This is a genomic window from Pigmentibacter ruber, from assembly GCF_009792895.1.
In the GTDB taxonomy this organism is placed as follows: domain Bacteria; phylum Bdellovibrionota_B; class Oligoflexia; order Silvanigrellales; family Silvanigrellaceae; genus Silvanigrella; species Silvanigrella rubra.
The window spans coordinates 108,862-135,080 of record NZ_WSSC01000004.1 but is presented as its reverse complement, the minus strand read 5'-3'; the positions used below and the strand labels follow the sequence as shown (position 1 = coordinate 135,080).

The window sequence follows — 26,219 nt, the reverse complement described above, 5'->3', positions numbered from 1 at the left end:
ATTTACATGAAGAAAAATTGGAAAAAAAAACGCTGGATTTCGCCTAAGGCGATAAGACCATTTTCTTTAGCTCCAAATGATATAAGAGAAATTAAGCCAGGTCCTTGAACAATTTTTTCTAAATTAAAAGTATTTTGATAGCTAGTAAAAAAATATATGCTGATGTTTAAAAAAATAAAAAACTTTGTTGCAGGTGCATTGCTTCTTGCTAAAAAGTTAAATCGTTCCTGTTTAGTCATACAATTTACTTCCGAAACTAAAAATTAGTTAGATGAATTGTTAAGGGATATCAATTTTTCGAAAAAAACTTTCACCTTAGAGCTATTCGATAAATAAGATAATTCCTGCAATTTTGCAAGAAAATATTCAATTGGTTTTGTATTGCCATGATACCAAGCATATGAAATGCTATTTATATTTTCTCCCGTAAATTTTATAGTTTGTTCAAAATAAATTTTTATAAATTTAGGTTTTATTTCATTTTTAAGAAATAGATAACTATAATTGACAAAAATATCGTCAAGTAATATGGGAGATATAAGGTTATAAATTTCTTTATTTTTAAGAAGTTTGTTTTTTATGAAAAAACCTAAAATAAAATTAGTAATAAATTTTGCTTTCTCTACATTAAAGATATTTTTTTTATACTTGAATATAAAATATTTTTTGGGAAAAATTTTAACACTTACTTTTTTCCTTGAATTGTAGTAACCGTAATAGATATTTTTTCCTGAAGTGTTTTTGACCAAAATATTATTTTTATTTATTATTCTTACAAATCCTGAAATAACTATACTTCTTATAAAAAATGAATTAAATTTATTTTCGTATTCTGCAAAGTATTGGTAATTAGTAAGGCCATTATTTAAAAATACTACAATTTTTCTTCCATTTAAAGAACAAAACTTATTTCCTAATTCGATTATATATTCTCTAGATTTATCTATTTCTTCAGGAGGTAAGCAAATATAAAAAATTATTGTTTCATAGTTGTTGCTATTTTTTAAATTTTTTAAATCAAAAATATTAATAAAGCTTTTAAAAAGAAAGTGATTACAATGATTATTTAAATCTTCTATAAAAATAGGCTTATTAGGAATGGTTTTTGAAGCAATATATAGAGCTGACTCAGGAAATTCTTGCTGAATCCTATATGCCATAAAAAGTCCTAAAGCTCCTCCACCAATTACTATTCTAAGCACCTGCTTCTTTTTTTGAGTAGGATTATTTAGTGGGGGCAAAAGGGAAAACACTTTTTTTCTCCAATAAAAAAAGGTATGGCTGGTTTGTTGCAACAGGCTCTTAAACTGCCAACTTATGATTCTATACTATAAAAAGAAATCCGGACATAGTTGGTAAATGTTTTAAGATTTAAAACAAAGAAAACTATGAAAGGAAGGAATTTAATGAATAATTCTAATCCTGTATGTTATGAATTAGCAATTTATATTGATGAAGAAAACAAGGATATGCTTGCCTCAGTATTGGAGCAGTTAGGAATAGATGATTTTGTCATCGGTTCAATAGATTGTGATATACCAGCTGAATATAATCCAGACATGCCTAAACCTGATTTTTACACGGATCTTGCAGAAAAAACTCCTGCTTTGATTTATAGTGAAGATTTTGAGTACTTACAATCTATCCAAAACTCTTTGGAGTATGTATTTAAGTCGATTCAGTTTCCATTCGATTCAAATACATTTCAAATTAAACCCATTTCTGATCAAAACTGGCGTGAAAGCTGGAAAGCTTCATTTAAACCTATCCTTTTAGAAGATAAAATTGCAATATTACCTCCATGGGAAAAAATAGAACAATTTACTCAACAACATAAAATAGTCATTAATCCTGGAATGGCATTTGGTACAGGGCAGCATGAAACCACTAAACTATGCTTGAAAGCTATGTTGAATTTTTCAATACCTAAATACGTTCTTGATGTAGGTACGGGTAGTGGAATATTAGCTATTGCCGCAAAAATGCTTGGAGCTGAATATGTTTTAGGTACAGATTTAGATCCAGACTGCTTAAAAATTGCAACTGAAAATGCAAAAGTAAACAATGTAACTGATATAGATTTTATAATTGATCACTTAATAAAAATCGAGAAAAGTGATTTTCAAATGGTGATAGCAAATATTGAAAGTAAACCATTGCAAACAATTATGCAGCCTATTTGTGATCATGCGGGCAGTGATGCTATAATTATTCTATCTGGAATTTTAGTTTCTGAAATGCATGATTTTAAAAATTTTATGCAACAATTTCAGACTAATTTTTTAAATGAATATATCCTTGGAGATTGGTGTTCTTTGGTGTACCAAAAGAAATATTAAGTCTCCATAACAACATTGAGTAGAAAATGGAAACTGAATCCTATGACATAGTCATTGTAGGTGCTGGTCCTTATGCTTGTTTTTCTGCTTTATTTTTAAGTCAACAGAATTTTAAAATTGCAATTATACATCCTGAAAATACTGAACCTTTAGATACATTTATTCATTCATTACAAATTTGCTGGCCTTCTTTAAATGATCCACCAACTCGCGCAAATGTGGCACATGGAAATGATGTGGCAAAATATTTACAGGAATTTTGTGCAAATGGTGCAAATATATTTTTTCAAAATATTTTAAATATTCTTGATGAAAAACAAAATTGGCAACAGCTTCCTTGCTATAGAATTGGGATGCAAGATTTTGAATATCAAGAATTAGAAGAAGCTAGTAAATTAGGATTTAATTTGAGTTCTACCGATGATCCTAAAGTTTTTAAAGAGCTTTTTAATAGTTTACAATGTTTGAATGCGGAAAAATTTAAAAAAACAATGCTTGATTATCTTCAGGGGAATAAAGTTAAGTTTATCAAAAGCCGTGTCAAAGATATTTCTGAAAAAAATGATGGATGTTCAATTATATTAGAAAATAAAATGAAATTAAATGCTGAAGTTATTATTTTAGCAAATGCATTAAAAATTTCTGAAATTCTTAATAAATACAAAGAAATTTTAGTTCCAATGAGTGACTGTTTGTTGGAATATTCTTTTTACTTTAAGAATATTATATTTTCTAATCCAATTTCATTTCGTGCTGCAAACGGACATTTTGCAGGTACTATTTTTCAAAGAGATCAGAACATATTTATGAAGTTTACAGGTCCGAGATTTTTACTTCCATCAGCTGGAGCTGGTATTTATTTAGATGAAAGTAAAATAACTCCAGAAAATTGGGAAAAAATTATAAATTATCATTCGAAAGTAATTCTTCCTTTTTTGAAAACCCATTTTGAATTTCCTTTCTTAAATAATATAGATGAATTAAATATGTATTTAATTAAAAAAAATATTTTGGTTGATTGTTATCCATGTGATGAATTACCATTATTAGGTGAATTTGGTAAATTAGGAAAAATTCTTGGAAACACAGGATGGCTTGCCACTGGTTTTTCAGCAGGTGTTTGGGCAGCTTATATAACTCATGAGTTAATTATGAATGAGAAAAGTTATTTTTTACATAGTAGACTCCATCCAAGAAGATTTTTTACTCGGTTTATTAAATCTTAATAAATAATGCTTTCTTTTAATTTTGTGAGAATTCATGTTTAGATAAAAATTAATTGACTTTTTATAAAAATAATAATAATATTAAAATGATTCTGAAATAATTTAAATATCTTGCTTTAAGCTTCTTAAAAAGAAGAGTAGTTTTTAAGATAAAAATATCATTTAGTACGTAGACAATGTTCTTTTTTTTTATTATTTAATATTTGAATGACTTGTTAAGAATTTTGAATATGGAAAATATTGCAATGAAGTTTAAAAATATTGATTTAAAAAGATTTGCATTAGCAATTTTGATCCCATTTTTTGTTTTTTTTATATTTAATAAGGCAAAACAATTATTTTCAAACCAGGTTTCATTTCCTGCTGAAGAAACAATAACGATTAATCTTTCAGAGATACCACAAATTCCTTGGGATACATCAAAGGCTGTATCACATGTAATTGAAACTTTTACAGCTTCAGTTAATGGATGCTTAATATCAAGAGACGATGCAATAACTACTGATGAATTGAAGCAAAACTCGTTGATAGAGCGCTATTACTGTGAAGATAATATTTGCCAAGCATTTTTAAAAAAGAATGTCTATTTTCATAATAAAAGAGAAGTTACTGCATATGATGTTGAATTTTCAATTTTGAGAGCATTATTACAGAGGAAAAAAAACTATGTAGTGACATCACTCTTAAATGATATAGTTGGTATAGAAGAATTAAAAAATACAAATAATCTTCCTTTTACAGAGGTAAATTCAATAAATTATCCAACCGGCTTAGTAAAAGGAATAGAAGTAGTAGATAATTATAACATCATTTTTAAGCTAAAGTGGCGGAACAAATTTTTTTTAAATAAAATATCTATTGGAAGAATACCTATTGTACCTATAGAAGAACTGGATAAATCTTACACTAACTGGAAAAAATACCCTATAGGTTTTGGAAAATATAAAGTAGAGTATGTTAACTGGGAAAAGTACGAATTTATCTTAAAAAAATTTAATCGCAAAGAAAATATACCAAAATACATAAGATTTATATTTAGTAGCAAAGATGAGGGCGATATAAAAATTTTGCTAGGTGATAGTGGAAGAGGAAAATCAGGCACAGATAGAAAGATTATTTTTCCTAATATTTATTCTAATGGAGGTTTTCTGTTTAATTTTAGAACGGAATTAGGAAAAAATAAGAAATTTAGAGAAGCAATTTCACTTGCTTTAGATAGAGAAAAGATAGCAGATACATCGTTATATAAAGAAATTATTCCAGAAGATCAAATGATACCAGCTTTTAGCGTATTAAAGGAATATAGAATTCAAAAGCCCTTGCAAAAGCAAAATATCGAGAGAGCTAAGCAGCTCTTAAATTCGATACCTCATTCATTGTGGAAAAATAAAGTATTTCATGTCCATACATATTGGGCAAATATTAAAAATATTAATTCGCTTCCTTATATTCAAGAAATAAAAAAGCAACTTGCAGATGTTGGAATTCAAGTAAAATTTTATGATACAGATCTTAACTATCCGAAATTTTCTGACAATGATAGCAATGTTCTTTGGTGGACCGGATTTGGTTTTTCTTCAAATGATCCAAATAAAAATTTCTCATTTTTTAAAACAACTGCATATTACGCAAATGAAGGGCCAAAAGATAGCTCCTTTGATTCTTTGTATGAACTTTCTATAAAAAATATAAATGATACTTCTTATTATGCAAAAAAAATGTCTGAATATTTTTATAATAACAATATTTTTGTTGTTGTCTTGAATCAAAAAATGTCTTTTGCTTATAATTCTGAACGTCTTTCATCCTTAGGCGAACAACATAATGGTGTTTTATTTTATGTCTGGAAATTAAAATTAAGATAGATTATTCAATGATAAATAACTCATTATTTCTTTGCCATTTTAGTATTTGTTCAGTATCTTTTGAAATGATTTCTTCATCATGATGAACTAAATAAACATAGCCTGGATGGCCTAGAGTGTCTTCAGTCTTTTTTACTGCATTGCCTATTTGATTTAATCCTGAGAAACAAAAAAACGAAAACATTCTTTCAATACTATACTTTTTTGGGAAATCTAGTAGTATACCATTTTTCTCGTATATAAAAGAAACTTCATTTAAGTGCTGTTTTTTAGAATACTTTTTATCAGCAAATTCTTGCATGAATAAATCATGATTAGAATAAACTAATGCAAGAAGTTCAGATTGTGTTTTATCTAGTGCTTGTTTAAATGCCTCATCTTCAATTGAAGCTCCCATTAATCTTGCGTTTAATTCAATTAAAATAGGGCCATCTTTTGTAAACATAATTTCATTATGTGCAGCTCCATGCGAAAGTTCCAAAGCATCTAGAACTTTTTTTGTATACTCTATTAATTCTATTTCTATTTTTCCGTCACTATCGCATAATGACATAGATTCAAATAAAAAAGCTCTATCTTTTAATCTTCTTCTATTTTGTTTCCATATATCTGAAATATAATGCTTTCCGTTCCAACTAACAGTATTTACAAAATACTGTGTACCCTCAATATACTCTTGAATTAGCACTTCTTCATTTTTAATGCCTAGCTTATTTTCTTGGTACATAATTCTACTAAAAGCTTGTTCAATTTCATTTGTATTTGCACAAATGGTAACTCCATCACTAGCGGCGCTATTGAGTGGTTTAACAACTACAGGCCATTTTTTATTAATTTCAGCCCAATTCATTATTTCTAAAACATTTTTTGATTTAAATTGTTTAATTGCCTTTAAGTTCCATTCTTTTAATTTTTCATGCATAAAGTATTTATTTCGGCGCAAAGTAGTTGAAAGCGGATTATTACATTTTTGAATATTAAATATTTCACTTAATTTGTCAGCCAGTTCAACACCCATTTCAGAACCTGCAATAATGAATTCAGGATTAAATTTTTTTAATTCATCTTTTAAAGAAAATAAATTTCCTGTATAAGTGAGTTCTTCAATAAATTCATTTCTTTTTAATTCTTCCTCTTCTCTACTTGTACTTTTAATATGAATGCATTTTTTTCCATATTTATTAAATTCATACGCTAATTTTTTCCCAGTTGAATAAGCATCTACAATACAAATAATATCTTGGGATTGGGAATTATACTTTTCCATGTAATACCTCATTTAAAAGCGATAAACTAACCTCATTAGTTGTTTCCATAATCCATGCAAAATTATTTATGAAAGGATGAGTCCCTTCAGCATTGTGACCTATTGCCACTATTTTTTGTTGACATAGTTCATTTATACTTAGTATTTTACCATTTTTTGGGTTTGTTATAATTCCTCCTATGTCAATTTCATTTATAAAGTTCTGTGCACATAGTATATGCAACAATTCTTGCTTTTGATGACATACTTTTCTTAAGGGTCCAGTAGCATTAATAATAAAATCACATTTTAAAATTTCATTATTTGAATGAATTAGAAAGTGCTGATCTTTTTTCTCAATTAGTTGAATATTATTCTTTAAATAAATCTTATTTTTTAATAATAAATCTGCAATTATTTCTGCATTTACTAATGGAATTGCTCCATGTTTCTGATGTATTTTATAATAATAAAGATTCATAAATTTATTAAATTCAGATTTATTTACAAATCTCCAAGTTCTGGCAATTTCAGGTATTATTCCAAGTATAATATTAAATGGAGTAGGACTTTTTTTAGCTAAATGTATTTTATGTAGAAAAGCCTCTTTCTCCTCAACTTTATTTTTTGTAAAAAGAGTATTTCTCCAGTCTAATTGATTTTGAATAAAATCTTTTCTGATAAATTTTAATAGATCTTTTAAAGTTAAATTTTCTTTTTTATATGCAATAAAATTCTTTAATTTGGCAAATTTTGGTTCTTCACTTTTTAAATAAGGGCCTTTTACTTCAGGAAGTTTTCCTCCTCTTGAAAATAAGTAAAAGTTTTTATGTCCGAGTTTATCTAAAGTTATTGCTATATCAATTGCTGTTAAATTGCTACCAATAATACCAATAGTACTTTCTTTTGGAATATTGCTAAGCTTATGCATTGCTGGAAAAGGATTATGAATATAGTTTTCTTTTCCTTTTAGCTGATAAGGGTCATTTAAATCATCATGTCCTTTTGCTAAAACAACAAAATTACATTTTATTTGTTCATCTGTGGATAGTGTTATCATAATTTTATTTTCAATGTCTTCTAAATTAATTTTTTTTGCAAGGGCTTCTTTTTTTATGATATTAATATTTTTATTTTTAAGTTCTTTAATAAAATAATCAAATCTTTCTTTTAAATAAAATCCAAAAACTTTTCTAGGTGCATATTCTTTATTTTCTTTAGAAAGTTCTAGTTTTTCGCAATGAGTTTCTAACCAATTTTTAAAGTCATACTTATCATTTAATATTATAGATAAATCTGTACTAGGAGTATTCATTAATATCCAAGAGTAGTCTTGATTATAGACATTTCCACATCCAAAATTTTCAGATTTATCTATAACAATAATTCTAATTTTTTTATCTATATTTTTATTTACGCTATTTAAATATATTCCAGAAAGAAAAGCAGTAGCTTGCGCTCCTCCACCAATTATTGCAATATCAAAATAGTTATCTCTTTTCATTTCTTATCTCTTGAATGATCTTTTTAAGAAGCGCACATGCTGCTATAATTTCTTCTTCAGTGTTATAAATACTAGGTGTTATTCTTAAACATGTATCTTTATAAGGAGATTGTCCAATAATAACATTGTAATCATACATTTTTTTTACTATTGATGAGGGATCAATTCCTATAAAATTAAAGCAAATAAAACCAGATGATAATTCACTATTTATTGGTGTTATAAGTTCTAAATTTTTTATTTTTTTTAATTCTTTTTTACAAATATCAGTTAAATATTTTATTTTGTTATAGATATTAATCTTACCTATTTTCTCGTGCATTTCAAATGCATGTTTTAAAGCCCAGATATATTCAAAATTTTTAAAACCACCAGGAGTACAGAATTTTGATTTAAGCAATTCTTCTTCTTTAAACTTCTTTTTTTCCCAAGATAAAAAAACATCCCACGCAATTTTTTCAAATGATGGTATAGTAGGTTCTATTCTTTTCCAACCTCTTTCACTCGCCCACAGGATGGCTGTACCTCTTGGGCCAAAAAGCCATTTATGGCAACCAGCAGCAAAAAAATCAACATCTAAATCATGAATTGAATCAAACGCTTCTACACCAAATCCGTGTACACCATCGACGCAAAGAAGAATTTTATCCATTTCATTTCGTGAAAAATTAATTTTTTTTAATTTTTTTGCTATCTCTTTAATTGGCATTTTTAATCCGTATTTTGAATTAACCCATGAAATAGCAATCAGTTTTGTTTTTTCAGTAATATTTTTTAAAATTCCATCAATAATTTGTTCTTTTGTTATTCCTTTTATTAGAGAACTTAATTCAAATTTTTTTATTTTTAAGTTTTGTCTTTTTGCATTATATTCACAAAGTTTTTCTAAAGAATAATGTTCACTATCCGTAGTAATAATTTCATCATCTTTTTTAAAAATAAATCCATTTAATGCTATAGCCATTGCCATAGTTGAACTTTCTGTTAAAGCTATTAAATCTTTACTTGTCTTTAAGTATTTAGCGGCAGCAGCTATGGTTTCTCCAGTGTGTATGTGTCTTTCTTTTCGCATTAAATCAGGGTTTTTATCAATCATTGAACGATATTTATCAATTTCTTTATTTAATTTTATGCTATGTGAAACTTGAATTGCTAAAGAAAGGTGTATAAAATTTCTATCGAGAATAAAGTCTTCCCTAAATTTTTTCCAAAATTTTTCATTGATTTTAGGAAGTAAGTTATAGGCTTCTTTCATAAATTACCTTTATTTAAATTTTGGCACCATTAATATCAATCCGCTAGACCAATGTAATCCTACAGAAGTTACGTTAGTTAAGTTTTTTAAGCTTTCAATAACAGATTTTGCTAAAGGAAAATGATCTTCAGGCCAATCAGGTTGAGGTAACATGTCGTCAACAATATAAATTCCACCTGGTTTCAAAAGATTTAATGTTTCATTAAGTAGTTCATATTTACCAGGAAAAGCGTCTGCAAAAATAATATCAAAAGTATGCGGTTTTTGTTTTTTTAGATAATCAGTTCCATTTTCATTTAATAATTGTAATCGCTTGTCATTTTTTAAAATTTCTTTTGCAACATTTTGGACATTTATATTAGCTTCTATACTTATCAATTTGGAGTTTTCATCCATACCTTCTAGAAGCCATGCTGTTCCGTAACCTGTTCCTGTCCCAATTTCTAGAATATTACTGCTAGGTTTTGAGGCAGCTAAAACTCTTAATAAGGCACCAGTTTCGGGTCGTGAAGCCATATCAAAACCCAATTCTTTTGTTTTATTGTTAATAAAGGTGAATACTTGTGTCTGATTGGTGTTATTAAATACTTCTAAATCAAATTCTTTCATAACAACCCTCATTAAAAAAAATCTTGTGATTTAAGATATCGTTTTATTATTTAGTGAACTTTATTAAAAAATTTACTTTTTTTGATTTTATGCTAAACTACACCTTTTTGAGGCTTATCCTTCTGTTAAAGAAAGTTTTTATGGAAAATAAACAAAAAATTGAAAATTTAGATAATCAGCCAGTAGTCCAACAAAAAGTAAAAGAAAATTTATTTGTCTCAATTATTTTTTATGTTGTTATCCCAGTTTTTATTCTTAATAAACTAAATACAACTTTTGATCCTTTAAAAACTCTAATCATTGCACTAATATTTCCGCTAGGATATGGTGTGTATGATTTTATGAAACGAAAACAAGCAAGTCCTATCGCTGTCTTGGGAATAGTTAGTATATTAATAAAAGGTTTATTTGCTTTTTACAAATTAGATGGATTTTGGTTTGCTATTCAGGAAGCTGCTATTCCAACTTTTTTAGGTATTTTTACAATTGCTTCTGCATGGATTGGCAAGCCATTTGTTAACTACTTAATTTATAATGAGAATGTTTTCAAAACAGAATTGTTAGAAGAAAAACTCGCTGCAAATAACGCGCAAAAGGCTTTTAAAGCTTTAATTTGGCAAATTACCATGGTTTTTGGGGGAGCATTTTTTTTAGGGGGGGTTCTAAATTATATTTTAGCAATAAATATAATAGTAAGCCCGGCTCAAACAGAGGCTTTTAATAAAGAGCTCGCAGAGATGACTTGGAAAGGGCATTTTGTAGTTGCCATTCCAAAAATGGTTATATCTATGCTTGGAATTTGGTGGTTTGTTTACCGCTTGAAAAAACTAACAGGATTAAAAGCTGGTGAAATACTACGGGCTGAATAATGTTCTTTAAAAATAAATCTTAAAATTTATTTTAACTTAAGTTCTTTCTTTTCCCTAAAGTAGCAAATTATTAAGTTTTCGCAATTCTAAATACTTTAGTTTATTTAGAATAGTTTATTATTAAGTTTTTGGGATAAACTCTTCATGTAATGCATTAACAGCTAATGAAACTTTATCGCGTAAAATTAAACAACCTACTTTTATTTCTGAAGTTGTGACTAGTAATATTTCTATTCCATTATTTGCTAAAGTTTTAAACATTCTGGCTGCCACTCCAGCGTGAGTTCTCATTCCTACTCCCACAATTGAAATTTTAGCAACGTCTTCTCTTAGTGTAAGAGAAATATTTGGAAATTCTTTTTTTAATGTTTCCATTGCTAAATTTGAATCGGTTTGGGTAATTGTAAAACTAATTTTTAAACTGCTACTATGTTCCCCTTGATTAATAATATCTACATTAATCCCTTTTTTTGCAAGAAGATCAAAAACATTAGATAGATTAAATTGTGGAGTGTTTGCACAAGTTGCTTGTATCCAGGCTTCATTTTGTGAAGCAGCTATTCCTGATACGATTTCTCCTTCAATTGGTTCATCAATTGTGCTCATTTCGGTTCCTTCATCATTTGAAAAAGTATTTTTAACTACTAAGCGAATACCCCATTTTGCAGCAAGTTGTACACTTCTGATATGTAAAACTTTGCTACCTTGGCTTGCCATTTCCAGCATCTCTTCATAATTAATTTTTCTAATTATTCTAGCCGCAGAGCAAATTCTAGGATCTGTGGTAAACACGCCGTCAACATCAGTATAAATGATACATTCTTTTGCGCCTATTCCGGCTGCAATTGCGACAGCTGAGGTATCAGAACCTCCCCTTCCTAATGAAGTTAATTGTCCGTCCTCAGTCACCCCTTGGAAGCCAGCAATCACAGGCAATAGACCTTTATCTAAGGCTTCTTTGATAGCTTCGCCTTTGACTTGTAAAATATTAGCTCTTGAAAACTGTGCATCAGTTAGGATTCCAGCAGTTGGAGCCAACATTGGCATAGGGGCTATCCCTCTTTTGCGTAAAGCCAAACTCAATAAGGAAACGGAAACTTGTTCTCCGCTGGCAACTAGCATGTCATATTCTGGGACATCAATTCTTTCTAAGATTTTATTTGCTAAAGATATAAGGCGATTGGTCTCTCCTGACATTGCAGAAACAACAATTGCGGAAGGTTTTAATTTTAAACAAAGATCAGCAACATGCTCAATTCTTTCAATAGAGCCCATACTTGTCCCGCCAAATTTAAAAACAGGACCTACGGTTTGATTTTTACTTTGACTAATAATTGGTATTGCTGTGTTTTCTTGCACAATTAACTCCTAATTAATGGGTATAAATTTACTATCACAACTTAGATTAATTGTCAGTATTTTTACCTTCCAATTTCTCATTGACTAGAAATCTTTTCTATGTTTTAAATGGACAGATGCCGATTTGATATACAGCTTGCGGGCATTACTTTTTTTTTCAGCTAAAGCGAGATAAATAAATGAAATTTCTTAACATTTTCCTTCTTATAAAATACCCTCATCAATCTAAAATGCTACGAATGTTTTTTTTACACAATTGTTGTTGTTGTCATTAATTCGTAATATTTTCAGAATTTAATTAAAATCAGATTTATATTTTAGGCTTTATGTATGATAAAATTAATAGGAATTAAAAAATCTTTTAACACAAAAAATGGAATTTCCTATGCATTAAAAGGAATTGATTTAGAAGTCGCAAAAGGTGAAATATTTGGAATTATTGGTAAAAGTGGAGCAGGTAAAAGTACATTACTGCGCACAGTTAACTTACTTGAAAAGCCAACAGGAGGTGAAGTTATTCTAGATAATGTTAATTTAACTTCATTAAAAGAATCAGAATTGAGAGAGCAAAGACGAAATATTGGTATGATATTTCAGCATTTCAATTTACTTTCTTCGGCAAATGTGTTTAAAAATGTTGCATTGCCATTGGAATTTGCAGGAAAAAATAAAAAAGAAATTGAAGCAAGAGTTAAGTATCTTTTAGAAGTAACGGGATTATTAGATAAAATAAATCATTATCCACATCAATTAAGTGGCGGACAAAAACAAAGAGTTGCTATAGCTAGGGCACTTGCATCTAACCCTAAAGTATTATTGTGTGATGAAGCAACTTCTGCGTTAGATCCTGAAACAACTAAATCTATTTTGGCATTATTAAAAGCAATAAATGAGAAATTTGGTGTTACAATTTTATTAATTACACATGAAATGGAAGTTGTAAAAAGTATATGTCATCGTGTTGCAGTTATAGAAAATGGAAATATTATTGAAAACTCTTCTATGGTTGAAATGTTTAGTAATCCCCAAGCTGATGCAACTAAAGCTTTAGTTCGATCTGCATTTCACGTTACTTTGCCACAGCATATTGAAGAAAATCTTTCACTTTCTCCGGATAAATTTTCTTCACCAATCTTAAAATTTACTTTTGTTGGTGATACTGCAAGTGAATCCATTATATCTGGTTTAGTTAAAAAATTTGATTTGAATGTAAATATTTTACAAGCACATATTGATGTGATTAATAATTCTCCACTTGGAATTATGCTTTGTCAAATTTCAGGAGAACAACATAAAATTAAATTAGGAATTGACTATTTAAAAGAATTAAAAATATCCACAGAGGTTTTAGGTTATGTTTCTGGAAACTTTAAATACTCTAGCTGAATCTACATTAGCTACTATATATATGGTCTTAGTTGCAGGAGTTTGTGCTTTTATCATAGGCCTCCCAATTGCGGTAGGTTTGACTGTGACTGCAAAAGGTATGTTTTATGAAAACAAAATTATTCATAAAACATTAAGTAGCATTGTTACTGTAGGAAGATCGGTTCCATTTGTTATCTTAATGGTTGCTATAATTCCTTTTACCAGATTTATTGTTGGCTCATCAATTGGTACGGCAGCGGCAATGGTTCCTTTAAGTGTTGCCGCTATTCCTTTTTTTGCTAGAATTGTAGAAGGTAAATTAGCTAGTGTAAATAAAGGTCTTATAGAAGCAGCACAAGCAATGGGATCTTCTCCTCTACAAATTATATTTAAAGTTTTATTACCTGAAGCTGTTCCCGGTATAGCTAATGCTGTGACAATTCTTTTTGTTAGCTTAACTGAATATTCTGCAATGGCAGGAGCGGTAGGTGGAAGTGGATTAGGTAATATGGCTATTCAATATGGTTATTATCAGTTTGATACTCCTGTAATGTTGCAGGCCTTAGTTACTTTAGTTGCGCTTGTTTTAATCATTCAATTCACTGGTGACTTTATTACAAAAAAAGTTTCTCATTAATTCATTTGAAAGGAATAATTATGAAATTCGCTAAATTATTTTCAGTAATAGGTTTGTCATTTATTTCTACAATTTATTCTATTTCTGCTTTTGCTTCAGATGTTTTAAAAGTTGGAATAACAGCAGGTCCAATGATTCAAGTTTTTGAAGTGGCCAAAAAATTAGCTAAAGAAAAATATGATCTTGAAATTAAAACAGTTACTTTTGCAGACTATCAAATTCCTAATGAAGCCTTAAATTCTGGTGAAATAGATGCAAATATATTTCAAACTGTATCATTTTTAGAACAAGCAAAAGCTAGAAAAGGATATAAATTAGCAATTGTTGGGAATACTTTTATCTATCCAATGGGTGTTTATTCTAGGAAGATTAAAAGTTTATCTGAATTAACAGATAAATCAGTCGTTATTATTCCTAATGATCCAAGCAATCAAGGTAGAGCTTTAAATCTATTAAAAACTGCAGGTATCATTAAAATTAAAGATGGTGTTGGTGAATTGCCAACTCCAAAAGATATAAGTGAAAATCCAAAAAATATAATTATAAAAAGTGTAGATGCAGCCCAAGCTGCGCGTGCAGTTCAAGATGTTGCTGCAGCTGTTTTAAATAATGATTTTGTTAAAAATGCAGGTTTTGTCCCGGCTGATGCATTAGTAAAAGAAGATCCTAAAACTGCTAAACCATATGTAAATGTTATTGTTGTGAAGGAATCTGATAAATCTAAAAAGGTATTTGATAAATTAAAAGCTGTCATGAATTCTAATGAAGTTTTAAAGAAAACACAAGAATTGTTTCCTGGTGCAGTTCCTGCTTGGTAAGCTAAACTTTGTTTGAGTAAAGCCTTAAAATGAAAAGTTCATTTTAAGGCTTTTTTAATTTTATTTTCTTTAATTTTGACAAATAAAGTGAAATAAATAATATTTGCTTTGTGATTAATTGTTTAATTGAGGTATTTATGATGAAATTAAAAATATTTACAAGCATTTTTTTTTCTACATTAATTTCAAATAGTGTAGTTGCTGCAGATCAACTAGGTTCAAGAAATAATCCTTTTAAAATAGCTATTGTTCCTTCTGGGCACGCAACTAAAGCTCTAGATAATGCCAAACCTGTTGCAAAATGTATTGAAGAAAAATCAAAAATTTTTATTAATATCCAAGTCCCAAATAGCTACATAGCGGTTGTAGAAGCTATTGGTGCGCAAAAAGTTGATCTCGCATTTGGTGATATAGTTAGTTTTTTAATTGCTAAAAATAAGTTTGGAGCTGAGCCTTTATTGCAAGTTATTCGTTATGGGACTACTACGTATCAATCTGCAATTTTTGTGAAATCAAGTTCAAATATAAAAGATGTGAAAGATCTTGAAGGTAAAAAATTTGCATATTCCGATGCTAGTTCTGCTTCTAGTTATATATACCCAAAAATTCTAATGAAAAAAAATAATAAAAAATTTGCACAAGAAGTTCCAACTGGAAGCATGGATGCATCGATTATCGCTTTAATGCAAGGTCAAGTGGATGCCACGGCTGCATACTATAACCCTCCAGCTATTTCTGCAGCGAATAAAGATGGAAAAAAGAAGGACGAAGGAAAACCAGAAAAAATAAATGATGCAAGAAGTAAAGTGATTAATATCTATCCTAATATTGCTAAAGAAACAAAAGTATTATGGTTATCGAAACCTATCCCTAATGAACCTGTTTATGCAAGAAAAGGTTTAAGTGATGAACTAAAAGCAAAATTAGTTCCTGCGATTGCTGATTGTATAAAAAAATATCCTAATAGCATAAATAATATGCAAGAAGTCATTCCGCTAAAAAGTAACACTACAGATTATGATGAGTTTGTTAAGGAAGTTGAAACATCAGGATTGGATATAGCTAATATATTTAGCAAAAAGTAACTAATTAACTTTATTTTGTTTTTAGTATGTAGTGTAACCTAAATGATCGCTCTCATAAAAACCTTGAGGAGGCATAGGTTCCGCTTGATTAAATAAATATTTAGTTTCACCATAGAAAGTTTTTGGGTTTGGTAGTTCTAATGGTAAATTTTCTGCAAACTTTTTTACTAAATCAGGATTTGAAATACTTAGTTTTCCAAATGCAACTGCATCAGCGTGCCCATCTAAAATAATCTTTTCAGCAGATTCTTTTGTAAAACCTTCATTTGCTATATAGACTCCATCAAAAAGTTTTCGTAATTTAGAGCCTATACTATCTTGCGCTTGATGCTCTCTAGCACAAATAAATGCAATTTTTCTTTTTGAAAGCTCAGATAATAAAGCGCTAAATGTTTCTAAAGGATTTTCATCTTTCATATCATGAGCATCGCAACGTGGGGCGATATGGTAGCCAACTCGTCCAGAACCCCAAACATCTATTACAGCATCTGTTACTTCTAGAGGAAATTTTAATCTTTTGGATAATGTTCCACCATATTCATCATTTCTTAAATTTGTAGAGGATTGGAGAAATTGATCTAGTAGATACCCATTTGCACCATGTATTTCTACGCCATCAAAACCTGCTTTTTTTGCATTCTGTGCAGCTTTATGAAATGCTTTCACTATATCTTTAATTTCGGTTTGTTTTAATTCTCTTGGTGTATCAAAATATTTTTCAGGGCGAATTAATGAAATTCTGCCATTAGGTTTAACTGCGCTCGGGGCTACAGGTGAAGAATTTGTATAGACACTATCTGATATTCTTCCTACATGCCAAAGTTGTAGAAATATTATTCCACCTTTATTATGAACTGCATCAGTTATTTTACTCCAAGCATTTACTTGCTCATCATTCCAAATTCCTGGGGTTCTGGGATAACCTACACCTTGTAATTCAACAGAAGTAGCTTCAGTAATTAGTAAGCCAAATTGACTACGTTTCGAATAATATTCAGCCATTAATTCATTAGGTACTCTTTCATAATTAGCTCTACATCTTGTTAATGGTGCTAAAATTATTCTATTTCTTAAGGTCAAATCACCAACTTTAATTGGATCAAAAAGATTAGACATGAATTGCTCCAAAATGTTACTTTTTTGAAAATGGATATAAAAATTCAAGTGGAGAAGAAATAAGTCTTTTAAATATAGCTACTCTTATTTGTTTTCTTTCTACACTTTGAACTTTTCTAGCTCTAATAGCAACTGATAAAGCTAAATAAAAACTGACTGACACATTTAAAATACCAATCATAACAATTCCTAAACATGCATTTATAAACTCATATTTATTAACATTTGTAAAGTCCAATGCCGATAAAGCAAAAGCGAAAGATCCTGAAGCTAAAGTTACATGTCTTATATCAAGAAGAATTCCAAAAAAATTACCAAATTGTGGAGTCATACCTAGCATAAAACCTAAAGAAATATTTCCCCCAAATCCAGAGATATTATTTGCAAAAAATTTAGAAAGTTTTTCACTTTTTTCAGTTCCAAGTAAAAATATGAGACGTTTATTTTTTGCTATAGCTTCAGGAAGTCTTCTATATACCGCCCAATTTTCAATCCATCCTGCAGCTAAACTAGATAACCATAAAAGAAAACCTGTAAATATTGCATAAAAAAGACTTGGGCCAAAAATACTAAATGAGTGGATTGTGGAATATGCTTTCTCCGGAGTTATTGCACTATGCCCAGTGACTTTTTTGTACAAAAAATCAATCAATAGTGATATTGGGACAACAAGAATGATGTTACCTAGTATGGCTGAAAACTGCGAACGAGTTAATTTTGTAATTTCGTCAATGAAGTTATTTAAGGAAGAACTTTCTTTTATATCATGCAATTTTCCAGCAAGTGCTGCAGCTGTCATTGAAGGTTGTTTAGTTGCGAGTGTAAAACCACAAAGTTGAATGAAAACAAAACTTGCTGCATAATTTATTGAAGCAAAAAATCCTTCAAAAAAATGTGGTAATTTAGTAGTTACGATAAAAAATTTAATAAATGTTGTAAAAGCTGTAACTATACCACCTCCAGCGGCACATTTAAACATATAAAAATATTCTTTTTTGTTACTTGTAATATAATGTTCACCTGTTTTTCCTGCTCTTTCAGCGATTTTTCTAGATAATTGATTTAAATTTGTTTGAATTAGTGCCTTTAAGCTTTTTTTTGCTAAGCTTTCTTTAATCAGTTTTGAGATAAAATTTTGGATAATATTTGAATTATAAATACTCTCTCTTGAATAAAGAAAAATCAATAAAACCTCTAATCGATCTAAATGAAATGTTAACTTTTCTAATTGATAAACTAAAGTAACGCTAATTCCATAATCTTCTAAATGCTGAAAAACTTCTTGAATTGCATATCTACATAATTTTATATTTTGATTACACTTCAATATAGAATTTATTATTGTCTCTGTTTTTTGGTCTGTGTGATACTTTAAAAACTCATCAATAGATTCATTAAGAAGTAAAAAAGGTGACTCTTTTATAGATTTTAAGTTAGTTCTTTTTCTAACCCCATCAGATAGACCAATTGCTTGAATTTGACTAACAATTATACATATTGCTTCGGTTATTTCAAAATTTATTTTTTCCCAAAGATTTTCATTTTTTGTTTGATATTCAAATAATTCAACAATTTTTACTATTGTTTCTTTACTTAAATTTTTTACCCAAATTGCATCTTCAGTCCGGGGAAATATTTTCAAAAAAAGTTCTGATAATTCTTTATCATCTGGTGGTGTGGGAATTATTTTATTTAAAAATCTGTCTGTTGCTTCTTGCAAAAAACCAACTTCTTTAGGTAAGCCTGTATCACAAAACAGTTGTAATGAATTAGTTTCTTGAATCACAGATCTAAAAGTTTTTGAAACAGCTATTTTCCATTCAACATTTCTATCTAATAATTGTAAAATAAAGCTCACTCGCGCAGTGTGAATTTGTCCTATAGATGAATCAAATTGAAGCGGAATTTTTTCAGTTGAACGGATCCAATACATTAACTTTTGAATCCAAATTATTCTTTCTTCCAAAGATACATCAGGATTGGCACTTGAAAGGATAGAGTTTAAATCGTACTTTAAATTGCCAGCATGTATAAATTTATCTATTCCGCTTGCTATTTGTTTAAATAATTTCAAAATACAACTCCTTTTACATATACTCGCAATTGTGTCAGTGTATGATATACCCTGTTTGACTCTTGTAAATGAGGTTTAAGATTATATGAACAAAGCTAAGCTAATTCAGGAACTCCGATCAATTATTACGATCATATCAGTAATTTTCATATTCCGTTCTACCTTTTTAAATTGGTATGTCATTCCTACAGGTTCTCTATTACCAACTTTGAAAATTGGTGATCATGTTATCGTAAACAAATTATCTTATGGAATTATGCTGCCTTTTATGCAAACCCGTATTTATAGTTGGGCTCAGCCAGAAAGAGGAGATATTGTAGTCTTTCAAGGACCTGAATCAGAAAATAGTTTGACTTTAATTAAAAGAGTAGTGGGAATTCCTGGTGATAAGGTTACCTTTACAAATGGTATTTTAACAATAAATGGTGTTCTTGCAAAACAAGAATTACAGTCTGATAGAACTGCAATGGAGAATCTTGGAGGAGGTGAGTCTGGTGAGGCTTATAATTTATTTCTTGAATCTGGTTTCAGTAAAGAACCGCATTTTATTTTGAAACGCAAATGGAATAGTATTACTGATAGTGAAACGCAGGTTTGGGTAGTTCCTCCAGGAAAATTATTAGTTATTGGTGATAATCGAGACAACTCAGCAGATGGCAGGTTTTGGGGATTTATGGATCAAGATAGAATATATGGTAGAGCATTCAGCATAGCTTACTCTACATTTGATAAGCCTGGAACTATCATACCTGGATTTAGAAATGATAGATGGTTTATGCCAATAAAAAATTAATAATTAAATATTAAGAAACAACAATTAGTTAATTAAAGTGGCTAGCATTATAGCTTTAATACTATGCATTCTATTCTCTGCTAAATCAAAAATAAATTTGTTGTTTTCTTCAAAAACATCACAAGAAATTTCCATATTTTTATATGCTGGTAAACAGTGGAGAACAAAACATTCAGAGTTTTTTGTAGCCAACATCAATTTTTTGTTAACTTGGTAAGGTAAAAGTTGTTTACATTTTTCTTCATTATTTCCTTTGTTTTCATCTCCCATTGAAATCCAAACATCAGTATAAATACAGTCAGCATTTTTTACGGCTTCAAGAGGATTACTTAATACAGATATTGTGCCATTCGTTTTTTTAGCTATTTGTATACTTTGCTGAATAATTTCTTTATCTGGCTGGAAAGAATCTGGGCAACAAATTACTATATGCATTCCCAGCATACAACTAGCTATTATAAGTGAATGAGTTACGTTATTATCCCCATTACCTAAATAAACAATTTTTTTTCTATTTAATTTACCAAGATATTCTTGACAAGTCATAATGTCAGCAAGTGCTTGAGTTGGATGATGTAAATCAGTTAAAGCATTCCATACAGGAACGTTTGCATGTTGAATCAACATTTCAAGAGTTTTATGCTTAAATCCTCGGAACATAATTCCATCAAATATTCTTCCAAGAACTCTAGCTGTATCCTCAATGCTTTCTTTTTCACCCAAATGTATTTCAGTATTTGATAACGCTACAGCGTGAGCGCCTTCATCACTTGCAGCAACAATAAAAGAGCAACGTGTTCTAGTGCTCGGTTTTTCAAAGATCAATGCAATATTCTTATTTTGTAACCTTTTGGGGAAAATATTGTTTTTTTTCTCATTTTTTACCTGATGTGCTAATTCTAAAATATAATTAAATTCTTCAATATTTAAATCAAATAAATTATTTAAAGATCTTCCTTTAAGATTCATATTACTTTCCCTCATTTAAAAATGATAAAGCTTTTAGAGCGGAATAAGTTGAACGAGTAGTTGAAGCAATTGGTACTTTATATTGAACTGCAACTTTCAATAATTGGGGAATAAATTCTAAATCTAAATTTTCACTATCTTTTAGCGAAATTAGAATTACAGATATTTTTTTACTTTTTATCATTTCTATTACATTATTTTTTTCAAAATTTTCATTTAAATGGATTATTTTCGAAGAAAATTTTGAAGTTATAGGAAGTTCGTTCTCAAGAATTTTATAATAAATATCTTTTGTGCAATTTAATATTCCCCCATTTAAATTTAAATTATATCCTGCAGCGATAAATCCTTTAGTATATAATTCTCCTAAACTATCTGCTTGAACCATTATTTCGCCTATGGATCGCATCTCTGGGCCTAGTTTTGGGGTAAAGGAAGGGAATTTATGAAAAGGAAAAACAGGAACTTTTAAAGAGTATTTTTCATTCAGAATGATTTTTAAATCTGACTTTAAAGTTGCTAAATCCATTCCTAAGCAAATTTTTGCCCCAAGTTTAGCCATTGGAATTCCAGTTGCTTTTGAAAGAAATGGGATTGATCTTGAGCTTCTTGGGTTTACTTCTAAAATATATAATTCTTCGGCAAAAAGAGCAAATTGTATATTCATCAAACCTATTACTGCTAATTCTAGTGCAAGAATTTTAGAAGTTTCAAATATTTTAGCTCTTAATTCTCTACTCACATGTAAAGGTGGTATAATGCAACTGCTATCTCCTGAATGAATACCAGCTTCTTCAATGTGTTCCATGATTTCTGGAATAAAAATATCTTTTCCATCACACAATAAATCAATATCAAATTCAATTGCACCATTAAGATATTTATCGATTAAAACAGGTTTTGTGGGATCTAAATCGATGGCTTGATTAAAATATTCAATCAATTCTTTTTCTGTATAAACAATAGCCATTCCTCGGCCACCTAGGACAAAAGAAGGACGAATTAAAACAGGATATTTAATATCTTCTGCAATTTTTAGGGCATCTTCTTTTGTTAAGGCTGTGTTAAACTTTGGAGCAGCAATCCCATTTTTCTTTAGAATAGAACCAAATAATTTTCTGTCTTCTGCTAATTCAATAGATTTAAAAGATGTCCCTAGTATTTTAAATCCAGCTTCTTCTATTTTTTTTGCAAGTTTTAATGGGCTTTGCCCTCCAAATTGTATTAATACTCCAGCAGGATTTTCTGCATATAAAATGTCTAATACATCTTCATTTGTTAAGGGTTCCATATACAATTTATCAGAGATGTAAAAATCAGTACTCACTGTCTCTGGATTGGAATTTATCAATATGGCTTCATAACCAAGTTCTTGCACTGCTTTTACTGCATGAACGCAAGAATAATCAAATTCTACACCTTGACCAATTCGATTAGGCCCACTTCCTAAAATAACAATTTTTTTATTTTTTGAGATCTTATTTTCATCAAAAGATTCATATGTTTTAAAGTAATAGGGTGTTTGAGCTTCAAATTCTCCTGCACAAGTATCAACCATTTTAAAAGTAGGTTTTATTTTATACTGTATTAAGCTATTTTCAATTTCATTTACATTTAACTTTTTTAACTCAGATATTTGTTGATTACTAAAACCATACTTCTTAGCTTTGAAAATCGTTGAATATTCAAGAGGTAAATTTGCATGAATTATTTCCTGCTCGCAGTCAAATAATTCTTTTAATTCATATAAAAACCATTTGCTTATTTTAGTTATGTTATAAATTTCTTCTACAGTTATTTTTAAATAAAAAGCATTTTTAATATAGCTAAACAAACTAGGCGTAGCATTTGATAATAAGTTTTTTATCTCGCTTTCAGAATATAATAATTTTGTCGCTTGCCAGCCATCAATATTTTGTTCCAATGAACGCCATGCCTTTTGAAAAGAATCTTTAAAGCAACGCCCAAAAGCAAGAACTTCTCCAACGGATTTCATCTGAATACCTAAAGTTGGATCAGCGTCTTTATATTTTTCAAAATCCCATCTAGGAATTTTTACAACAACATAATCAATAGCAGGCTCAAATGCAGCACTTGTTGATTTTGTTATTTCATTTTTTATTTCATCTAAAGTAATCCCAACCGCTAATTTAGCTGAAATCCTTGCGATTGGATAACCTGTAGCTTTTGAAACCAATGCAGAGCTACGTGAAACTCTTGGATTCATTTCTATTACAACAACTCTTCCAGTATCAGGATGAATAGCGAATTGAATATTAGCTCCACCTGTTTTCATCCCAATTTTTTCAAATATATTTTTCGCTGAGTCTCTTAAAATTTGATATTCTTTGTCTGTTAAAGTCATACACGGAGCAATAGTAATAGAATCACCTGTGTGTACACCCATAGGATTTATATTTTCAATTCCACAGATAACCGCAAAGTTTCCATTGCAATCTCGCATGACCTCTAATTCATATTCTTTCCAACCAATAATTGATTCTTCAATTAAAACTTCATGATTAGAACTAGCTGAAAATGCTGCTTCTATTAATTGGTCGAATTGTTCTTGATTATAGGCAATTCCTCCCCCAGTGCCTCCCAAAGTAAATGATGCCCGAATAATTAAAGGATAATTTAATTTTTCTGCTAATTTTAAAGCTTCTTCTTTATTTTTAACCAAATCCCCTTTTACAACATCATAACCCAATTCTAAAACTAAATTTTTAAATAGCTTTCTATCTTCTGCTAAGGAAACAGTATGCGGATCAACTCCAATATTTTTAATATTATATTTTGATAAAATACCTTTTTCAGAAAGTTCCATAAATAAATTTAATGCAACTTGTCCACCCATTGTAGGAAGAATTGCATCTGGTAGTTCAGCTTGAATTATTTTTGTAACATATTCAAAAGTAATTGGTTCAATGTAGATGCTATCAGCTGTTTCTTTATCAGTCATTATTGTTGCAGGATTCGAATTTATTAAAACAATTTGATATCCCTCTGCTTTAAGTGCAAGACATGCCTGAGTTCCAGAGTAATCAAATTCACAACCTTGACCTATTTGAATAGGTCCAGATCCAATAATTAATATTTTTTTTATATTTAAGTTCTTAGGCATTATTTTTCTCTTTTTTAAAAGTATTCATCAATTCTATAAAGTAATGAAATATTTCTTCAGCATCTCTTGGTCCAGGATTTGCTTCAGGATGAAATTGAACTGAATAAATAGGCAAATATTTATGCTTCATGCCTGCTAAAGTATTATCATTTAAATGTATATGAGTGACTTCAAATTCGTTTTTTATGTTTTCAATATCTACAACAAAATTATGATTTTGTGAAGTTATCATGACTTTATGAGGTTGGGTAAGAAATGATTTTACTGGATGGTTGATAGCGTGATGACCGCTATTTAGTTTGTTAATTTTAGCTCCAAAACTAAGTCCAATAAGTTGATGTCCTAAACAAATTCCAAAACAAGGATATTTGGAGAATATATTTTGCATATCATTTAATATATTTGTTTCTTCGGCTAAAACACTAGGATCTCCAGATCCATTGCTAAAAAAAATGCCATCCGGTTGGATGGCATCTAAAGCTTCAATAGAATAAGGATACTGGATCAGCGAAATATCGCATCCTAAGTTAGATAAACAATCAAGAATTCCTTGTTTTATTCCAAAATCAAAAACTGCTACTTTATATTTTTTTTGTCCTGTTTTTGCTTTTAAGCTAATAGTATTTTCTGTCTTACTGTAGATAGAAACTGTATTCGCTAAGATTTTTTTCTGTGACTGAATTAATTTCTCTTTTAAGGAATTAATATCATTATCAGTATTTGAAATAATCCCGTAAAGACAGCCAGAGTTACGGATTTTTTGCACTAATAATCTGGTATCAAGATCAAAAATAGCAGATTTTTTTTGATGATATAAAAATTCATGCAGGGATTTTTTAGAGCGATAGTTATCTGCATAAGCTGGTATATTTTTACAAATGAGAGCCTCAGCATACATTTGTTTTGATTCTAAATCTTCAAAGTTAATGCCAGTATTTCCTATATAACTACTAGTAAACAAAACTATTTGTCCTAAATATGAAGGGTCTGAAAGGACTTCCTCATACCCTGTCATAGCAGTATTAAAAACAATTTCACCAGTTGTTTCTGTTGGAAACCCTATACTTTGGCCACGAAAAAAGGAGCCATCTTCTAATAATAAAGATGCCTGCATAAATATTCTCCAATAAAAATAAATTCAGGAATAATATTGACGGCTAAAAGCGAGGCCTCAGCATTTAGCCAAAAATTGGATTATAATTGCACTTAAAATTGTTACTTGTCAATCTTTTTTTTTGAGGAAGAACGTTTTTTTAAAATTGATTCACTTATGAGTTTTAAAACAATTGGAGATATAGCAATGAGTACCATAATAAGGAGAAAGTCTTGCGAAACAAGATCGTTAAAACTTTTAAATTGTTGAATTTGGCTTCCTGCATATGCGTATACTGCTATAATAGGCAATGTCCCTACTTGAGTAGCGAGATAAAAGTGTTTTGTAGGAATTCTAGTGAGACCCATCCCAATATTTATTGCTATTGCTGGAATTACTGCTGCTAGTCTAACTGAAAGTAGATAAACCCAACCATCTTTTTCAAATCCTTTGACTATATATTCAAATTTTTTGTTAAACTTTTTAAGTAAATGAATCTTAATAAAAATAGTTCTAACTATTAAAAAAGATGAAGTATAGGAAATAGAAACTAAAAATGAAAATAATATTGTTGTGAATATAGGCCCTAGTAAAGCACCTGCTAATAGAACAAAAAATGGACCAATAAATGGAATAAATGCAATATTTAATAAATAAAAAATAATAGATAAAAATATTATGAATATAATTTTATTTTGTAGATACAGGACTCTTAAAGTATCTATTTGCTCCTTAAAATAACTAAATGCATTTATTTCTTCCTGGTTATTTGTTGATATATTAAGATATTTTGCAATTAAAAATGCTAAAATAATAATACATATTAAAATTATTTTGTTTTTCACACAATTTCCTTTAAAACTATAACAG

At 29.3% G+C, this 26,219-nt stretch carries 22 protein-coding genes; 9 read left to right on the top strand and 13 right to left on the bottom strand.

The annotated features are described in order from the left end of the window. Positions 1-2: 2 nt before the first annotated feature. Positions 3-239 carry a hypothetical protein gene (locus GOY08_RS12145; protein WP_158999190.1) on the bottom strand — a complete coding sequence of 79 codons (237 nt, stop codon included), beginning with the start codon at positions 237-239 and terminating at the stop codon, positions 3-5. A 24-nt stretch (positions 240-263) separates the two neighbouring features. Continuing rightward, complete coding sequence (locus GOY08_RS12140) at positions 264-1,253, bottom strand: hypothetical protein (protein WP_158999189.1); 990 nt, start codon at positions 1,251-1,253, stop codon at positions 264-266. Between the two features lie 153 nt (positions 1,254-1,406). Here GOY08_RS12140 and GOY08_RS12135 point away from each other — a divergent pair, with 153 nt between their 5' ends. The 3 genes from GOY08_RS12135 to GOY08_RS12125 all read left to right on the top strand — a co-directional run bounded on the left by GOY08_RS12135 (position 1,407) and on the right by GOY08_RS12125 (position 5,430). Continuing rightward, positions 1,407-2,339, top strand: coding sequence for a 50S ribosomal protein L11 methyltransferase (locus GOY08_RS12135; RefSeq protein WP_158999188.1), 933 nt, complete (start codon positions 1,407-1,409; stop codon positions 2,337-2,339). A 26-nt stretch (positions 2,340-2,365) separates the two neighbouring features. Further along, a complete protein-coding gene (locus GOY08_RS12130) occupies positions 2,366-3,565 on the top strand; it encodes an FAD-dependent oxidoreductase (protein WP_158999187.1) in 1,200 nt (399 codons plus the stop codon). Positions 3,566-3,810: 245 nt separating this feature from the next. Then, positions 3,811-5,430: an ABC transporter substrate-binding protein gene (locus GOY08_RS12125; RefSeq protein WP_158999186.1), complete on the top strand. Its 1,620-nt coding sequence runs from the start codon at positions 3,811-3,813 to the stop codon at positions 5,428-5,430. A gap of 1 nt (position 5,431) precedes the next feature. Here the strand turns inward: GOY08_RS12125 and GOY08_RS12120 are convergent, their stop codons facing one another. The 4 genes from GOY08_RS12120 to GOY08_RS12105 are packed head-to-tail and all read right to left on the bottom strand — an operon-like array spanning position 5,432 to position 10,044. Then, complete coding sequence (locus GOY08_RS12120; RefSeq protein WP_158999185.1) at positions 5,432-6,697, bottom strand: ATP-grasp domain-containing protein; 1,266 nt, start codon at positions 6,695-6,697, stop codon at positions 5,432-5,434. Next, positions 6,684-8,180, bottom strand: coding sequence for an FAD/NAD(P)-binding protein (locus GOY08_RS12115; protein ID WP_158999184.1), 1,497 nt, complete (start codon positions 8,178-8,180; stop codon positions 6,684-6,686). The genes GOY08_RS12120 and GOY08_RS12115 overlap by 14 nt, the downstream gene beginning before the upstream one ends. Then, complete coding sequence (locus GOY08_RS12110) at positions 8,167-9,435, bottom strand: aminotransferase class V-fold PLP-dependent enzyme (protein ID WP_158999183.1); 1,269 nt, start codon at positions 9,433-9,435, stop codon at positions 8,167-8,169. Before GOY08_RS12110 ends, GOY08_RS12115 begins: the two co-directional genes overlap by 14 nt. A 9-nt stretch (positions 9,436-9,444) precedes the next feature. Then, positions 9,445-10,044: an O-methyltransferase gene (locus GOY08_RS12105; protein ID WP_158999182.1), complete on the bottom strand. Its 600-nt coding sequence runs from the start codon at positions 10,042-10,044 to the stop codon at positions 9,445-9,447. A 140-nt stretch (positions 10,045-10,184) separates the two neighbouring features. Here GOY08_RS12105 and GOY08_RS12100 point away from each other — a divergent pair, with 140 nt between their 5' ends. Continuing rightward, complete coding sequence (locus GOY08_RS12100) at positions 10,185-10,913, top strand: VC0807 family protein (RefSeq protein WP_158999181.1); 729 nt, start codon at positions 10,185-10,187, stop codon at positions 10,911-10,913. Between the two features lie 120 nt (positions 10,914-11,033). On the opposite strand, the gene GOY08_RS12095 is transcribed toward GOY08_RS12100, so the two are convergent. Continuing rightward, positions 11,034-12,272, bottom strand: coding sequence for an aspartate kinase (locus GOY08_RS12095; protein ID WP_158999180.1), 1,239 nt, complete (start codon positions 12,270-12,272; stop codon positions 11,034-11,036). Between the two features lie 330 nt (positions 12,273-12,602). On the opposite strand from GOY08_RS12095, the gene GOY08_RS12090 reads away from it, so the two are divergent. The 4 genes from GOY08_RS12090 (at position 12,603) to phnD (ending at position 16,180) form a co-directional block, all read left to right on the top strand. Continuing rightward, a complete protein-coding gene (locus tag GOY08_RS12090; RefSeq protein ID WP_158999179.1) occupies positions 12,603-13,658 on the top strand; it encodes a methionine ABC transporter ATP-binding protein in 1,056 nt (351 codons plus the stop codon). Then, a complete protein-coding gene (locus GOY08_RS12085; protein WP_158999178.1) occupies positions 13,627-14,277 on the top strand; it encodes a methionine ABC transporter permease in 651 nt (216 codons plus the stop codon). The genes GOY08_RS12090 and GOY08_RS12085 overlap by 32 nt, the downstream gene beginning before the upstream one ends. A gap of 20 nt (positions 14,278-14,297) precedes the next feature. Further along, positions 14,298-15,095, top strand: coding sequence for a MetQ/NlpA family ABC transporter substrate-binding protein (locus GOY08_RS12080; protein ID WP_158999177.1), 798 nt, complete (start codon positions 14,298-14,300; stop codon positions 15,093-15,095). 137 nt (positions 15,096-15,232) lie between these two features. After that, the gene (gene phnD, locus GOY08_RS12075) at positions 15,233-16,180 is read left to right on the top strand and encodes a phosphate/phosphite/phosphonate ABC transporter substrate-binding protein (RefSeq protein ID WP_158999176.1); all 948 of its coding nucleotides are present in this window, start codon (positions 15,233-15,235) and stop codon (positions 16,178-16,180) included. Between the two features lie 21 nt (positions 16,181-16,201). Here phnD and GOY08_RS12070 read toward each other — a convergent pair whose 3' ends face one another. Both GOY08_RS12070 and GOY08_RS12065 read right to left on the bottom strand, forming a co-directional pair. Next, positions 16,202-17,296: an alkene reductase gene (locus GOY08_RS12070; RefSeq protein ID WP_158999175.1), complete on the bottom strand. Its 1,095-nt coding sequence runs from the start codon at positions 17,294-17,296 to the stop codon at positions 16,202-16,204. Between the two features lie 16 nt (positions 17,297-17,312). Then, positions 17,313-19,370: a site-specific recombinase gene (locus GOY08_RS12065; protein ID WP_158999174.1), complete on the bottom strand. Its 2,058-nt coding sequence runs from the start codon at positions 19,368-19,370 to the stop codon at positions 17,313-17,315. 85 nt (positions 19,371-19,455) lie between these two features. Between GOY08_RS12065 and lepB the strand changes: the two genes are divergently transcribed. Beyond that, positions 19,456-20,163, top strand: a complete 708-nt coding sequence (gene lepB / locus GOY08_RS12060; protein ID WP_158999173.1) for a signal peptidase I — start codon at positions 19,456-19,458, stop codon at positions 20,161-20,163. Between the two features lie 24 nt (positions 20,164-20,187). Here lepB and argF read toward each other — a convergent pair whose 3' ends face one another. The 4 genes from argF to GOY08_RS12040 all read right to left on the bottom strand — a co-directional run bounded on the left by argF (position 20,188) and on the right by GOY08_RS12040 (position 26,194). Beyond that, positions 20,188-21,132, bottom strand: coding sequence for an ornithine carbamoyltransferase (gene argF, locus GOY08_RS12055; protein WP_158999172.1), 945 nt, complete (start codon positions 21,130-21,132; stop codon positions 20,188-20,190). A gap of 1 nt (position 21,133) precedes the next feature. Continuing rightward, positions 21,134-24,256 (bottom strand): carbamoyl-phosphate synthase large subunit, encoded by a 3,123-nt coding sequence (gene carB, locus GOY08_RS12050; RefSeq protein ID WP_158999171.1) that lies wholly within the window; start codon positions 24,254-24,256, stop codon positions 21,134-21,136. Beyond that, complete coding sequence (gene carA / locus GOY08_RS12045) at positions 24,249-25,370, bottom strand: glutamine-hydrolyzing carbamoyl-phosphate synthase small subunit (RefSeq protein WP_158999170.1); 1,122 nt, start codon at positions 25,368-25,370, stop codon at positions 24,249-24,251. Before carA ends, carB begins: the two co-directional genes overlap by 8 nt. A 101-nt stretch (positions 25,371-25,471) precedes the next feature. Continuing rightward, positions 25,472-26,194, bottom strand: coding sequence for a TVP38/TMEM64 family protein (locus GOY08_RS12040; protein WP_158999169.1), 723 nt, complete (start codon positions 26,192-26,194; stop codon positions 25,472-25,474). Positions 26,195-26,219 lie beyond the last annotated feature (25 nt).

Bases quoted from the DNA above. Each gene is read 5' to 3' on its own strand.
- GOY08_RS12145 (WP_158999190.1), bottom strand. From the start codon at position 239: ATGACTAAACAGGAACGATTTAACTTTTTAGCAAGAAGCAATGCACCT.
- GOY08_RS12135 (WP_158999188.1), top strand. From the start codon at position 1,407: ATGAATAATTCTAATCCTGTATGTTATGAATTAGCAATTTATATTGAT.
- GOY08_RS12130 (WP_158999187.1), top strand. From the start codon at position 2,366: ATGGAAACTGAATCCTATGACATAGTCATTGTAGGTGCTGGTCCTTAT.
- GOY08_RS12125 (WP_158999186.1), top strand. From the start codon at position 3,811: ATGAAGTTTAAAAATATTGATTTAAAAAGATTTGCATTAGCAATTTTG.
- GOY08_RS12120 (WP_158999185.1), bottom strand. From the start codon at position 6,697: ATGGAAAAGTATAATTCCCAATCCCAAGATATTATTTGTATTGTAGAT.
- GOY08_RS12115 (WP_158999184.1), bottom strand. From the start codon at position 8,180: ATGAAAAGAGATAACTATTTTGATATTGCAATAATTGGTGGAGGAGCG.
- GOY08_RS12110 (WP_158999183.1), bottom strand. From the start codon at position 9,435: ATGAAAGAAGCCTATAACTTACTTCCTAAAATCAATGAAAAATTTTGG.
- GOY08_RS12105 (WP_158999182.1), bottom strand. From the start codon at position 10,044: ATGAAAGAATTTGATTTAGAAGTATTTAATAACACCAATCAGACACAA.
- GOY08_RS12100 (WP_158999181.1), top strand. From the start codon at position 10,185: ATGGAAAATAAACAAAAAATTGAAAATTTAGATAATCAGCCAGTAGTC.
- GOY08_RS12090 (WP_158999179.1), top strand. From the start codon at position 12,603: ATGATAAAATTAATAGGAATTAAAAAATCTTTTAACACAAAAAATGGA.
- GOY08_RS12085 (WP_158999178.1), top strand. From the start codon at position 13,627: ATGTTTCTGGAAACTTTAAATACTCTAGCTGAATCTACATTAGCTACT.
- GOY08_RS12080 (WP_158999177.1), top strand. From the start codon at position 14,298: ATGAAATTCGCTAAATTATTTTCAGTAATAGGTTTGTCATTTATTTCT.
- phnD (WP_158999176.1), top strand. From the start codon at position 15,233: ATGATGAAATTAAAAATATTTACAAGCATTTTTTTTTCTACATTAATT.
- GOY08_RS12070 (WP_158999175.1), bottom strand. From the start codon at position 17,296: ATGTCTAATCTTTTTGATCCAATTAAAGTTGGTGATTTGACCTTAAGA.
- lepB (WP_158999173.1), top strand. From the start codon at position 19,456: ATGAACAAAGCTAAGCTAATTCAGGAACTCCGATCAATTATTACGATC.
- argF (WP_158999172.1), bottom strand. From the start codon at position 21,132: ATGAATCTTAAAGGAAGATCTTTAAATAATTTATTTGATTTAAATATT.
- carB (WP_158999171.1), bottom strand. From the start codon at position 24,256: ATGCCTAAGAACTTAAATATAAAAAAAATATTAATTATTGGATCTGGA.
- carA (WP_158999170.1), bottom strand. From the start codon at position 25,370: ATGCAGGCATCTTTATTATTAGAAGATGGCTCCTTTTTTCGTGGCCAA.